The following is a 13,526-nucleotide window of genomic DNA, read 5'->3' as shown; positions in this document are numbered from 1 at the left end:
GAAGGTGCGAATAAGTCATATGGCACGAGAGCATTTACTGGTAACCCATTGATATTAAATGACTAAAATTTTCATTTATTGTTCTTGGGATACTTGTTCGCACTTTCCTTAGGTGAGCAGTACGACACGCTTACTGAGCAGCAAAAGCCAATTGCAGCTGAGCTCTATGCGATTCACCACCTACTGTCAGTGAAAGAGGTAATGGGGAGTAACTGAAGCGGTGATGGGCTTCATATGACCTCAGTTTGCTAACAATAGAGTAGACGCGGTATGAAGTTTTAGTGATAAGTGTCACGGTCAACATTGGTGCTCATATCACGGATTCGCGAAATGCGATTATAGAAACTGTTGCCATATTAGACTTATGGTAATTAGTATCAGGAACTTAAAGAATTTATTGAAATGCTCGTTGGCGATTATCTCGTATAAAAGGTGCTAGATAAGCAGCAAAGCTAAACCTGTTTTTCTCGAGCTGTAGATGTCCCGAACCACAGATGTGTTGGGTTTGCAACACGTATGTCATCCCTTTATTGTTTGAATATAAATCATGGTTTCAGAACAAGTTATCTATGACCTCGAAGAGGTTAAAGGGCTCTCTGATGAAGAGCTTTATCAACGCCTTTACGATAGTTGGGGCTTGGAAAGTCATAAAATTGATGTCTGGGGTGAACTGAGTATCAACGAAGCAGGGAACTGGGCTGGTATTCGTAACGCTAAAACTCTTAATGGCAACCAAAACATAGAATACCCTTTGGCTGATTCGCATGAATTGCAATCAGGTGTGTTTTTAAACCCATCAGTAGCAAAAATAGTGCTAGGAAATGACAGTAAGGGGATGGTTGCTTGTGAACTAATGTTAGCGTCCATCCCGCAAAGAGCTAAAAAAAACAACCCATTTCTATTAGCCGTCAATGACAAGACGGTAGAACGTTTGACCTATCTGCCCGATGCATTGCCTAATTTAGAGCGGCAAGCCATAATTCATAATGAAGATGAAACGCTCCTGCGCAAAGTTATTTATGACGCAGAAGTTAAGCGCGTTAAACACAAAATCGCCTCAGAAACAGAAGCGTTAGAGTCAGCGTTGCAAGAAAAGCAAAAGGATATGACTAACAAGTTGGCGGAGTTGTCAGACGCATTAAAAAGTACACAGGATAAAATCAAAATATCAACGTCAGAGCTTGAAAGCTCAATTAAGAGAAATGAAGAACTAAATAATGATAATCATCGGCTAAATCTGAAGATTCAAGCAAGCAAAGCTGAGTTAGACGTCATTATCGAAAAGAGCAGGAGAGCAGAGGAAAATATGGCAAGAAAAGTCGAGAAACTAACGGATTTTATCAAAGAGAAAGCCATCTTCCTAAAGAATTTTGAGTTCTTGGATGAAGAAGATTTCGACTTTTTTGTTGGAAGCACCTTGTCTAATAAGGATCTTGGCGAACATATCTCTTTTGCACAATCCCTTGATTCGAACTACAGCGATGCAGTTTCTTACATTCAAGCGTACCTCAAAGATCGAGACATTTTGTACCCTCGCCACATCATCGAGAACTTCCTAACGCTTGTTCGCACCAATGATCTCATCATTTTGGCGGGTGACTCGGGCTCTGGAAAAACGAACCTGGTTCAGTCGTTTGCTAAAGCAATTGGGGGGGTATCGAAAATTATCCCCGTTAAACCTAACTGGACCAGTTCAGAGGACTTGCTGGGTTATTACAACCCATTAGAGAAAAAATACTTGGCGACACCATTCCTTGAGGCATTGATCGAGGCGAGACAAAATCCTGATATTCCATACTTCATTTGCTTAGACGAAATGAATCTCGCACGAGTGGAATATTACTTTGCCGACTTTCTTTCTAAGCTAGAGGAGCGTAACGAGCAACCGACCATTCAACTTTACTCGGATGATGAAGCCGCACATGTTCTCGCTGAGCTAAAAGGGGTTGTTTCGATCATTTCTAACGCGCAAGAAAAATTCAGCAAAAATGGCATCGTGGACTTTGTTGCACTTATGCAAGATGAAGATATTAACGCTGAAATGAAACGCGCATTTGGTTTTAGCGATAAAGACTCACTAATCAAATACCACGGTGACATTAGACGTATGTTGGCTGGTGTTCTCGGTACGCCATCATCGATCACGATATCTGCTAACGTAAGAATCATTGGTGCTATCAACATCGATGAAACGACCCATTACCTATCACCGAAAATTCTCGATCGCGCGCACGTGATGAAGTTTAAGAGCCCTTTGCTGACCGACTGGGATGCCATTTTTGATGAGATTGACTCTTACGGGCTAGATGACGTTACTTTGCCACTAGTGTTTGATATTGCAGAACTTGGCGAGCGTACCCCTTACCCAAAATTTGAACGCTCAGATGAATTCTGCGAGCTGTTCACCACCCTAAACCGAGAAGTGTTTGACCCACTTGGCGTAGAGTTTGGTATGCGCACCATTCGACAAGGGCTTAACTATATAAGTCTGTTTAGCGATGTAAACGACAATAAGTCGCTGGCCATCAACAACTTTATTGTTCATAAGGTGCTGCCAAAGTTCACTTTTGATGGCGATAAGCAAGTGGGTGATTACAGTAAAGCTGAGCTTGTTAACCGTGTGTTTTTGCCTCGCCTTGAATCGCTGTTGGATAACAAGACGGAGATAGCGGCGCAGTTTTCATGCACCAAATCGGTAGAGCGATTAGTTAAAAATGCCGAAGCGAATGATGGCGTTGTGAACTACTGGGCATAATTATGGAAGCTCCATTTGTTATCAAGTTTATCGAGACCAAATGGCACGATAAGCAAACCTTAGTCAGTGTTAGCGAGTCGAAGTACTCGCTAAAGCTTGAGCAGGTTGGAAACAACGCCTTTTCCGCACACACCACCATCTACCCTAAGGTCGATGAACTACGTTTTGCTCAACTTGCGATAAAAACTAAGCATGGTGATCAGTTACCGCCTTACATTGCCATGCCCAATGGCGAGAGAAGGCAGTTAGAGTCGATTATCGATCCTGCTTCTAATGCAGTGTGGTGGGTTGAGCCTGCTCATTGGGATGCAAAACAACGGGTTTGGCGCAGTGAAGCGAGGCGAACAGCGGGTCAGATTACCTTTGTGATTGGCAGCTCAACGTTAAAGCTGGATATTGATATCTCCGAGAAGACAAAATCGGATCTTTCACGCTATCTGTTAGATTTTAAAGCGGATCTGTGGGAGCTGATCCTCGATGAGAACAGTCATATTACGGGCGACGCTAAAAATTCTCAGGTTGCGGCCATCGATCAAGAGGCTTTGTCGCTGATTGCATCAATTCTGACTAATGCGCAAACCATCCTCAAAAAGCCCAAAGTCGAGTTGAAAGAAGTTCAAGCATTAAAGCCAGCCAAAGAAGTGCGCCCCGTTCCGCGTACATTCATGGAAATATGCACCAAAGGTTCGCGTAAGCATTTAACCAGTCGCGCGTCTGAGCCAAGCTACAACGTGCCAGAGAATCAATATGTCTCGTACGTCGTGTCCAGCACCCTGAGTATTGTAAAGCAATTAGCTAGGGTGGCTGAGAATAAAACAAGTCGTTTCTCTAGTGCCGTCGAAAAGCTTAATGAGCGTTTAGATAGTTTAAAAGACTATCGATCAATCAACCGAGACCTAGTGGTTAAAGACTTGGAAAGACTAAAAAAACAATGCAGCATAAAAGAAATAAACCATGAATTAGAGGACAAGTTATCTCAAATCAACTCCAATATTTCACTTCAGCATTTGAACGTGACCACAAGCTACGTCAAACTCGAGAATCCTACAAACCCTACAAACTCGGAAAATAAGTGGTGGGCAAAAGTTAAGTATTCCTTACATGCTGAATGGCAACAATTTGAACACGATGGATATACTATTCTCAGCTCTGGAAGTATGTATTCTAGTGTATTCAAATCTAATTGTAGCTATGAAATAGATGCGCTATTTCCTGCGCCATCTAAAAGAGGAAAAGCCTCGATTTTGTTTCCAAAGTACATATCCCGCCTGACTCTTCTTTCAGATTCGCTGTCACTCCAGAGAGATAGAGACAATTTTAAAAAATTACGCGATCAAGGCATTATCCTCAATGAAAATGGCTGGAAAACGAAGCTGACACCGGAAGAATTTTCTGAACAGGAAAAGGAACGAGCGACAATTCGAAAGCGCCTTAGTTACTTTGCTACTGAGCGAGAAAAAGTAAGAATGGTGCATCAGGTATTGGCGCCAAAAATAAAGCCTTTCCAACAAGTTGAGAAGGAATGGCGTCAATGCAAAGTCAAAAGTAAAAGTACCTTTCCCAACTCAATGACATTTGTACAGAATCCAGCGTACCAAGCTGTCCACTCAGGTTTCAAGAAGTTAAAAGAACGGATTGGTTTGGCAGATGAGGACATTTTGCTTTCACTGGAGAAGATTGAGGCGATTGGACTACTCAACATGCCACTACTCTATGAGCGGTGGTGTTTGCTTCAAATTATTAAAGTGCTGACTCAGGCACTCCGATATCAGCCCGAGGAAAACTGGAAGCGAAAATTGATTGCGAATATTCAAGGCAATGAAGAACAAATCAGCATTCATTTTTTCAACCCAAGTGTTTCAAGAACCATCACTCTGCAATACGAACCGTTCTTAGCCAATGGTAAGCGCCCTGATTTTGTTTTGGATGTGGAAGCGACTACTAAAAGTGGTAACCAGATCTCAAAGCGGTTAGTAGTCGATGCAAAGTACTATTCTGCTGCCTATCTCAAGCAGAAAGGTGGGATTGGTGGGGTTATCCATGAACTCTATTGCGGCAAGGATTATAGCGAAGGTCAAGCGAACAGCGTGTTTGTTCTTCATCCTGTGTTAGAAGCGGTTGAGAATGTGGTTTCCCCGCAGGAATGGGCTAAAGACAGTTATTTAGGTGAACTATCCATGTTTGATTGGGAGCCTGCATACCATGAACGCCAAGCTACAAACTATGGTGCAGTATGTGCCAATCCAATGAAGTCGCAACGCTATCTTGATGAAATTCAACGTATGTTAGGGATGTTTTTGCAATATGGCATTGAAGATAATACGCAATTTCATGGTGAGTCTGATGATACTCAAGCCATAAATTTCTGCGTGTCTTGCGGATCTGAAAAAGTAGCTGATGTAACTACTTCAAAGAGATCAAATCATCAAAAGCGTTGGTATAGGTGCAGTGAATGTACTCAGTTTACTGTGTATACCCACTGTGGTACATGCCATACACGATTAATTAAGAATGGCGAGTATTGGACCTATTTGTCTTTGATGCCTATGTCTTCAATTAACATAAAGTGTCCAAACTGCGAGTCTCCCGCAGGACGAGAGCGTGAATAAATTGTTAAATTTGATTCAATTTAGCCAGCCCAGCATCCAGTACCTTTTCCAGATAGGGACTGCTTGCATATTCCGGCCGATCATGAACACCAATTCCGATTCAACGTGAACACCATTTCCGGACCAATGTGAACGCTCATTCCGGTTCAACCTGAACACTTCGCCCCTCCTTTCCGGAAACAGTGTTCAACATCCCGGAATCACTGTTCACATTCACCGGAATCATCCTTAACGCATTGATTTAAAAACCTTTGATACGCTCTCCCTTTTGCCAGGGAAGAGCCTATGTCTGCCAAGAGGATTGCAATGCGTAAAATTCGTGAAGTACTGCGACTGCGGCTGGAAGCTGACCTCTCTGTTCGCCAAATCAGTATCTGTACCAAGGTCAGTGTCGGCTCCATCCAGAAACTCCTCAAAAGTGCCCAGGCGCTCGGCCTTACCTGGCCCTTACCTACCGAGCTTGATGATGGCCGACTGGCTGCCCTGTTCTATCCGCAGGCCGATACCACCATCTCGGCCCGCCATGTTGTGCCGGATTGGCCCTCTGTCCATCAGGAGCTCAAGCGCAAGGGGTCTCCAAACAGCTGCTCTGGGAGGAGTACACCCAGCGCTATCCCAATAGCTGTTACAGCTACTCCCAGTTCTGTGACCGTTACAAGTCCTGGTGTCAGTCGCAAAAGCGCTCCATGCGCCAGATCCACAAGGCGGGGGAAAAGCTCTTTATCGACTACTGCGGGCCCACGGTGCCCATCGTGTCGCCGACCACGGGTGAGGTCCGTCAGGCACAAGTCTTTGTCGCCGTGCTCGGTGCGTCCAACTACACCTTTGCCGAGGCCACCTGGTCACAGTCACTGCCGGACTGGCTGCAAAGCCATGTCCGTGCCTTTGAGTTTTTCGGCGGGACACCGGCACTGCTGATCCCCGACAACCTCAAGAGCGGTGTCAGCAAGGCTTGCCGATACGATCCCGAGCTCAACCCCAGCTACCAGCAGTTGGCCGAGCACTATCAGGTGGCGGTGATGCCAGCTCGTCCTTACAAGCCCAAGGACAAGGCCAAGGCGGAGGTGGGTGTGCAGATCGTCGAGCGCTGGATCCTGGCCCGTCTACGCCATCAGACCTTCTTCTCACTTGCCGAACTCAACCAGTGCATCCGTGCTTTGCTGAACGAACTCAACGAGCGTCCGTTCAAGCAACTGCCCGGTAACCGACGTGACGCATTTGAGCAGTTGGACCGCCCGGCACTGGGACCACTGCCGGTGCATCCCTATCGCTATGTCGCCATCAAAACGGTCAAGGTCAACATCGACTATCACGTCAGCTATGAGCAGCACCATTACTCGGTGCCACACCAGTATGTGGGTCAGCAACTGGAGCTCCATGGGCGACACACTGCTTCAGGTCTATCACCAGCAACAGCTGGTCGCGAGCCATCCACGTAAAACCATCCCGGGGATGAGCACGCTCCCTGAGCACATGCCGGAACGTCACAGCAAGCAGCAACGCTGGACCCCAGGGCGTCTTAAACAGTGGGCTGCTGACATCGGACCGAGCACCTTGTGCTGGGTTAGCGAACGGTTGGAAGAGAAAGCCCATGCCGAGCAGGCATACCGACTCTGCCTGGGGCTGCTGAGTCTTAGGGAAAGTGCGAACAAGTATCCCAAGAACAAAAAATGAAAATTTTAGTCATTTAATATCAATGGGTTACCAGTAAATGCTCTCGTGCCATATGACTTATTCGCACCTTCCAGAGTTGCGAAGGCTGCATGAAGGTGTTCTGGCACGCTATGGTTTACGGCCCTCGGAGTTTATCGCGTGGAAAGCGCAACATGGGCGCTGATTGATACTGTGACAATCGTCGAGTTGAGTATCTATTAAGGTATTCCATAGTGCGGTGCTCTATGCCGAGGACATCATCATGAGTTACCAAAGCCTGGCAGCCACCACTGCCAATATCACAGAGCTCAGACGCAATCCAATGGGGACCATCAAAGAGGGAAAAGGCGATGCCGTCGCCATCCTCTATCGTAACGAGCCAGCATTCTATTGTGTGCCGCCTGAGCTCTACGCCTACTATCTGGAACTGGCCGAAGATGCCGAGCTGAACCGTATTGTCGATGAGCGAGTCAAACGGTCGGAGTTCGTCAGCGTCAACCTGGAGGACCTATGATTTAGAATCCCATCCTTGCCATCACTACCCTCAGCTCTTGCAAATCAACGTTGATCAAGCGCGGGCTGGAGATCAACGCTACGATGCCCCTTATTGTCATCGCAGCATTAGTCGTGTCATGGCCCTCCTCCCCTCATTGTGTGAGCGAACTGGCAGCGCCTGCTGATCTGGGCCCCGGTGTAGTAATAAAGGGGAATTCACTTGGGCGCTTCCGATGGAGACGAACCACTGAAAAGCAAAGGCCGTCAGGCGGCATTCCTGTCTGACTCATCCATCCGGGGTTTTCAGCGTCCAATTTTGACCACCCTGGAGTGTGTGCAACCATCCGATTTTTGGATCGAAGATCCATCAGCAGCTTGTTGTCGTGCTCGGACTTCATGCGGTAGGCTGCGCCCGGCGGCAAGACGTTAGCCTAGTGGTTCATGTCGATGATGACGCAGGGATGGCCGCCACCCGCCGGTTAAACTCGGCAAACTCTTCAGCATTATCTTCCCAACGCTCAATGCTGGCCGCCAGCAGGTCTAACAGCTGGACGTTGTTATCGTAGTCATCCACCAGCTCATCTATCAGTGCCAGCGCACTTTCGTAGTCATGCTGGTTGTCGATATGGGTGAAGTAGGGCAGCTCGGCCAAGGCCTCTCGGAGCTGTACCAGAATGGGTTTCAACATGTCAGAGTTACCTTGTTGGTTGCGCCCCCCCGTTTTCGATAACACTGGGGACCTGTCCAGTTTAGATCTTCAATGGAGGTGGCTGCTTGGTATGACACCATCACTGCATTTGCAAATTTTCCCGAGAAACCTCGGCTAGATTGGCAAAATTTCGTGCTCATCAATTCAAGAAGGTATTTAAAGAAGCGAACGCGGGTGCGAACTTGTGAGCTCCCGTGAAGCGATCGCAACAATCATGGACTCACTGACAGAGACGATCAACCGACGCACCATCGCCGCCTTGGCTTTTGTTGCGCCAACCCCAGTGCACTCCTGCTGAAACTCGTTACACCTTGTTTTAATGGCCCCTTGAATCGAAAGTGCGACACCCATACCTGAGGATCAAGGTTAAATACCGCCTTTAGCGTGTGAAAAACATTTACCGCCTAAAGCAGGTAAATATTGATATACCTGCCACAGCGTGTAAATTAAAAGAAATTACGCTACCAGGTAAGTCAAATCATGAAAGTAACCAGCGCCAAGCAACTTAGTGCCTGTCTCAAGGATGCCAGGCTTTCGCAAAAGCTCTCCCAAGGCAAAGTGGCCGGCAAGGTGGGGATCAGGCAGGACACGGTGTCCAGCTTCGAGCTCAATCCCGAGTCAACCAAGCTGGAGACCTTGTTCAAGATCCTCGCCGCACTGGAACTCTCCCTCGATATCAGGCCCCGCACCGATCCTGCGGAAAACGCCACGCCTGGCTGGAAGGAGGAGTGGTAATGGCCAGCCTGACGGTCTACATGAACGGATACCGGGTAGGTACCTTTACCAAGGCGACCAATGGTGCTCACCAATTTCAGTACGATGAATCGTGGGTGAAGTTGCCAGGCAGCCGCCCCATCTCGCTCTCCATGCCATTACGCCAGCAGCGCTACCAGGGCGATGAGGCCTATAACTTCTTCGATAATCTGCTGCCAGATAACCCGGAAGTAAGAAACCGGGTGGTGGCGCGCTATCAAGCCGATTCCACCCAACCCTTTGATCTGCTCAGTTGTATTGGCCAGGACAGCGTGGGGGCATTGCAACTGGTGGCTCAGGGCAGACCTGTGCCAGACGTTAAGCGCATTGAGTGCAAGCCGCTCTCTGACGCCGAACTGGAGCAGATCATGACCAGCTACCAGCAAGGGATCCCGCTTGGTATGGTGAGGGAAGAGGACGATTTTCGGATATCCATCGCCGGGGCTCAGGAAAAGACCGCGTTACTCTACCTCGACAACCGTTGGTGCTTACCGCATGCAGCGACCCCAACCACCCACATTATCAAGCTGCCCATTGGCAAGATCGAAAGCCACTCCTACTCGATAGACCTCTCCCAGAGCGTAGAAAACGAATATCTCTGCACCCTGATCGCCAAAGCATTGGGTCTTCCGGTTCCCCATTGCTTCATCATGCAGGTCGGCAAGGTCAAGGCTCTGGCGGTGGAACGCTTCGATCGGCGCTACGCCACGGATCGCAGTTGGATCATGCGCCTGCCCCAAGAGGACTTCTGCCAGGTGTTGAATGTACCGTCAGCACGCAAGTACGAGAGCCATGGTGGACCGGGCATTGCTGACATCATGACGACCCTGCTGGGATCGGCCACGCCGGAGCAGGATCGGTACCTGTTTATGAAGTCTCAGGTGTTGTTCTGGCTGCTGGCTGCCACTGATGGCCATGCCAAGAATTTCTCGGTGTTTATCGAACCTGAAGGGCGTTTCCGGCTTACACCGTTTTACGACATCCTTTCCATGTATCCTGCATTTGGTGGTAAAGGATTACATCCCCGTGATGCCAAGTTGGCCATGGGGCTTACTGCAACCAAGGGCAAAAAATACGCGATAGAGCAGATATTTCCTCGCCATTTTTATCAAACGGCCAAGGCGATTGGTTTTGAACAAGTGCAGATGGAAAAAATCATCAGCGAACTGACGGATAATCTGGATGAGGTAATATCAATCGTTCGTCAGCAATTGCCTGATACATTTCCCACTGAGATTGCAGATTCAATTTTGGGTGGACTCAGTTCGAAAGCGCAACGCTTAAAACGATAATTGACCAATGTGACAAATGCCTCTTGCATCGCCCCAAATGAGCCTCTATCGAGGCTCATTTTTTTTGCGTACGAGCGAGTGAATGATCCATTTTAGATCAAAAAAACAACTAAAAATGCAGAAGCCTGAAGTGCTAATTTTGGCAACATAAAATTTCCTCAGCTAACCTAGACAGACTTAACGGCAATAAGACATTGATTTTAAAGTATTATATTTATTTGATGTTTGACGTATTCTGATGACATTTTAACTCTATTAACAGGTACGGCCTTCTAAGCCGTGGGTCGCAGGTTCGAATCCTGCAGGGCGCGCCATCGATACACATGAGTTTGATTGCTGTATCGAAGACAGATTTCAGTGGTGGCTGTAGCTCAGTTGGTAGAGTCCCGGATTGTGATTCCGGTTGTCGTGGGTTCGAGCCCCATCAGCCACCCCATTATTCCCCTCCAGGCTGGGATCAGCCTGATGAGACAGCAGCACGCTGTCTGTTTGGACCGGCCACTGGCCGGTCTTTTTGTTTCTGCGCCGTCCGCTTTTTGGCGCAACGCCCCCACCCCATCCTCTGGCGCTCGGCGCCTTGCTCAGGACGCAATCCAGACCGCCGTCACAAAAATGGGGTTTTCTGCCCCGCTCAAGACAAGCCCTCCTCATGCCATGACCCAGCGCAAGTCCAGGTCTGATCCCTCGTGTTATGGATAAAAAGATTGATAACACGGCTGCCAGGACGCTCCTTCCTTCTCTTATCCCTTGTAGAGGAGCAGCCAAATTCGATGGCACCGATTCATCTTTTCGTAATACGGTCATCCCATCCTTAATCAATTAGCTGAAATATAAGGAGTTATTGATAACCCCCCGATGCCGGTCCAAGGCCCAACCTGTCACATGCCCCGCCGGTTGCAGGAAAAGTTCCCATACTGAGTTGTCTGCATTGCACATGACTGCCAAGGAGAGACAGAGATGAGTGAAGAAAGCAAATGCCCCTTCAACCACACCGCCGGCGTCGGCAGAACCAATCGAGATTGGTGGCCGAACCAGTTGCGGCTGGATCTGCTGCATCAGCATTCCCCCGGCGCCGATCCCATGGACAAGGATTTTGACTACGCCAAGGCCTTCGCCAGCCTGGATTACAAGGCACTCAAGAGAGATCTGGTCAAGCTGATGACGGATTCCCAGGAGTGGTGGCCGGCGGACTTCGGTCACTACGGCCCCCAGTTCATCCGCATGACCTGGCATGCTGCGGGTACCTATCGCACCACCGACGGTCGCGGTGGCGGCGGCCGTGGCCAACAGCGCTTCGCCCCCCTCAACAGCTGGCCGGACAACGTCAACATCGACAAGTCCCGTCGCCTGCTCTGGCCCATCAAGCAGAAATACGGCAACAAGATTTCCTGGGCCGATCTGCTGATCCTCGCCGGCAATGTCGCCCTGGAGACCATGGGTTTTCGCACCTTCGGCTTTGGCGGTGGGCGGCCAGACGTGTGGGAGCCGGATCAGGACGTCAACTGGGGGGATGAAATTGCCTGGCTCGGGGTCGATCCCGATCGGGTCAAGGGCGATCGCGAGCTCACGGCCCCCTTCGGTGCCACCCACATGGGCCTCATCTACGTCAACCCGGAAGGGCCCAACGCCAGCGGTGACTACATGGAGGCTGCCAAGGACATCCGTTCCACCTTCGGTCGCATGGCCATGAACGATGAAGAGACGGTCGCCCTTATCGCGGGCGGCCACACCTTCGGCAAGGCCCACGGCGCCGCGCCCGAATCCCACAAGGGGCCAGAGCCGGAAGCCGCGCCTCTGGAGGCCCAGGGCCTCGGCTGGATGAGCGACTTCGGCAGCGGCCATGGCAAGGACACCGTCTCGAGCGGGCTCGAAGTGACCTGGACCAAGACACCGGCCCTGTGGAGCAACAACTTCTTTGAAAACTTGTTCAACTACGAGTGGGAGCTGACCAAGTCGCCTGCCGGCGCCAAGCAGTGGGTGGCCAAGGATGCACCGGAGATCATTCCCGATGCGCACATCCCGGGCAAGTTCCACAAGCCGACCATGCTCACTACCGACCTGACCCTGCGCTTTGACCCCGAGTTTGGCAAGATCTCCCGCCACTTCTACGAGGATCCGCAGGCCTTCGCCGATGCCTTCGCCCGCGCCTGGTTCAAGCTGACCCACCGTGACATGGGCCCCATCGCCCGCTACCTGGGGCCGGAGGTACCCAAAGAGGAGCTGATCTGGCAAGACCCCATCCCCGCCGTCAATCATCCCCTGATCGATGACAAGGACGTGGCCCTGCTCAAGGAGAAGATCCTGGCGGCCTCCCTGTCCGTGGCCGAGCTGGTGTCGACCGCCTGGGCTTCCGCGTCCACCTTCCGTGGCTCTGACAAACGCGGTGGCGCCAACGGTGCCCGCATCCGCCTGGCCCCGCAGAAGGAGTGGGCCGTGAACCAGCCTGCCCAGCTTGCGAAAGTGCTTCAGGCCCTCGACGGGATACAGCAGGCCTTCAACGCCTCAGCCACCGGCGGCAAGCGGGTCTCCCTCGCCGATCTCATCGTGCTGGCGGGCAGCGTGGGGGTCGAGCAGGCCGCGAAGAGAGCCGGTGTCGCCGTGACCGTGCCCTTCACTCCGGGCCGGATGGATGCCTCCCAGGCCCAGACAGATGTGGACTCCTTCGCGGTGCTCGAGCCCCTCGCAGATGGATTTCGCAACTACGCGGGCGAGTGCGCGGGCTTCGCGGAGACCATGCTGATCGACAAGGCGCAGCTGCTCACCCTGAGTGCCCCCGAGATGACGGTACTGGTGGGCGGCATGCGGGTGCTCGGCACCAACGCGGGCAACTGCCACGGGGCCTTTACCGCCGCCCCGGGTACCCTCTCCAACGACTTCTTCGTCAACCTGCTCGACATGGGCACGGAGTGGAAACCGGCGGCGGGCAGCCAGGGAGTCTATGAAGGCCGTGATCGCCAGAGCGGCAAGGTGAAGTGGACCGGAACCCGGGTCGATCTGGTGTTCGGTTCCAACTCCCAGCTGCGCGCCCTGGCAGAGGTCTACGCCAGTGCGGATGCCAAGGAGAAGTTCGTGAAGGACTTCGTGGCGGCCTGGACCAAGGTGATGAATCTGGATCGCTTCGACCTCGCCTGAGGCTAAAGCACTGCTCGACCACCAAGCCCGGTATCACTACCGGGCTTTTTTATGGCGCTGTCCCAATTACATGTTGAAAGGCTAACCTTGAAGTAGGTCATCACCCTGAGGGCCTCCATCATGGATAC

7 protein-coding genes, 1 tRNA gene and 1 pseudogene are annotated in these 13,526 nt (G+C 50.5%); 8 read left to right on the top strand and 1 reads right to left on the bottom strand.

What is annotated here, in order from left to right; all coding sequences use genetic code 11:
* The first annotated feature begins 547 nt into the window (after nucleotides 1–547).
* The 4 genes and pseudogenes from PG879_RS19910 to PG879_RS19895 all read left to right on the top strand — a co-directional run bounded on the left by PG879_RS19910 (nucleotide 548) and on the right by PG879_RS19895 (nucleotide 7,531).
* Nucleotides 548–2,755: an McrB family protein gene (locus tag PG879_RS19910; RefSeq protein ID WP_064341289.1), complete on the top strand. Its 2,208-nt coding sequence runs from the start codon at nucleotides 548–550 to the stop codon at nucleotides 2,753–2,755.
* A gap of 2 nt (nucleotides 2,756–2,757) precedes the next feature.
* Nucleotides 2,758–5,364 (top strand): nuclease domain-containing protein, encoded by a 2,607-nt coding sequence (locus PG879_RS19905; protein WP_064341290.1) that lies wholly within the window; start codon nucleotides 2,758–2,760, stop codon nucleotides 5,362–5,364.
* Between the two features lie 285 nt (nucleotides 5,365–5,649).
* A pseudogene (gene istA, locus PG879_RS19900) lies at nucleotides 5,650–7,032 on the top strand (IS21 family transposase); the annotation flags it as partial.
* Nucleotides 7,033–7,279: 247 nt separating this feature from the next.
* The gene (locus PG879_RS19895) at nucleotides 7,280–7,531 is read left to right on the top strand and encodes a type II toxin-antitoxin system Phd/YefM family antitoxin (protein ID WP_010674977.1); all 252 of its coding nucleotides are present in this window, start codon (nucleotides 7,280–7,282) and stop codon (nucleotides 7,529–7,531) included.
* A 420-nt stretch (nucleotides 7,532–7,951) separates the two neighbouring features.
* On the opposite strand, the gene PG879_RS19890 is transcribed toward PG879_RS19895, so the two are convergent.
* Entirely contained in the window at nucleotides 7,952–8,200 is a 249-nt protein-coding gene (locus tag PG879_RS19890) for a hypothetical protein (RefSeq protein ID WP_010674978.1), read from the bottom strand.
* A 501-nt stretch (nucleotides 8,201–8,701) separates the two neighbouring features.
* Between PG879_RS19890 and PG879_RS19885 the strand changes: the two genes are divergently transcribed.
* The 4 genes from PG879_RS19885 (at nucleotide 8,702) to katG (ending at nucleotide 13,398) form a co-directional block, all read left to right on the top strand.
* The gene (locus PG879_RS19885) at nucleotides 8,702–8,956 is read left to right on the top strand and encodes a helix-turn-helix domain-containing protein (RefSeq protein WP_005329233.1); all 255 of its coding nucleotides are present in this window, start codon (nucleotides 8,702–8,704) and stop codon (nucleotides 8,954–8,956) included.
* Complete coding sequence (locus PG879_RS19880) at nucleotides 8,956–10,266, top strand: type II toxin-antitoxin system HipA family toxin (RefSeq protein WP_005329232.1); 1,311 nt, start codon at nucleotides 8,956–8,958, stop codon at nucleotides 10,264–10,266. The genes PG879_RS19885 and PG879_RS19880 overlap by 1 nt, the downstream gene beginning before the upstream one ends.
* 360 nt (nucleotides 10,267–10,626) lie before the next feature.
* Nucleotides 10,627–10,702, top strand: a tRNA-His gene (locus PG879_RS19875).
* A gap of 521 nt (nucleotides 10,703–11,223) precedes the next feature.
* The gene (gene katG, locus PG879_RS19870; protein ID WP_103859298.1) at nucleotides 11,224–13,398 is read left to right on the top strand and encodes a catalase/peroxidase HPI; all 2,175 of its coding nucleotides are present in this window, start codon (nucleotides 11,224–11,226) and stop codon (nucleotides 13,396–13,398) included.
* The last annotated feature ends 128 nt before the right edge of the window (nucleotides 13,399–13,526 follow it).

The organism is Aeromonas sp. QDB63 (assembly GCF_027707425.1).
Taxonomy (GTDB): domain Bacteria; phylum Pseudomonadota; class Gammaproteobacteria; order Enterobacterales; family Aeromonadaceae; genus Aeromonas; species Aeromonas caviae.
This window is presented reverse-complemented; position numbering and strand designations above follow the sequence as displayed.

What these genes read in the sequence shown, in the direction of transcription:
- PG879_RS19910 (WP_064341289.1), top strand. Translation starts at nt 548, where the DNA reads ATGGTTTCAGAACAAGTTATCTATGACCTCGAAGAGGTTAAAGGGCTC.
- PG879_RS19905 (WP_064341290.1), top strand. Translation starts at nt 2,758, where the DNA reads ATGGAAGCTCCATTTGTTATCAAGTTTATCGAGACCAAATGGCACGAT.
- PG879_RS19895 (WP_010674977.1), top strand. Translation starts at nt 7,280, where the DNA reads ATGAGTTACCAAAGCCTGGCAGCCACCACTGCCAATATCACAGAGCTC.
- PG879_RS19890 (WP_010674978.1), bottom strand. Translation starts at nt 8,200, where the DNA reads ATGTTGAAACCCATTCTGGTACAGCTCCGAGAGGCCTTGGCCGAGCTG.
- PG879_RS19885 (WP_005329233.1), top strand. Translation starts at nt 8,702, where the DNA reads ATGAAAGTAACCAGCGCCAAGCAACTTAGTGCCTGTCTCAAGGATGCC.
- PG879_RS19880 (WP_005329232.1), top strand. Translation starts at nt 8,956, where the DNA reads ATGGCCAGCCTGACGGTCTACATGAACGGATACCGGGTAGGTACCTTT.
- katG (WP_103859298.1), top strand. Translation starts at nt 11,224, where the DNA reads ATGAGTGAAGAAAGCAAATGCCCCTTCAACCACACCGCCGGCGTCGGC.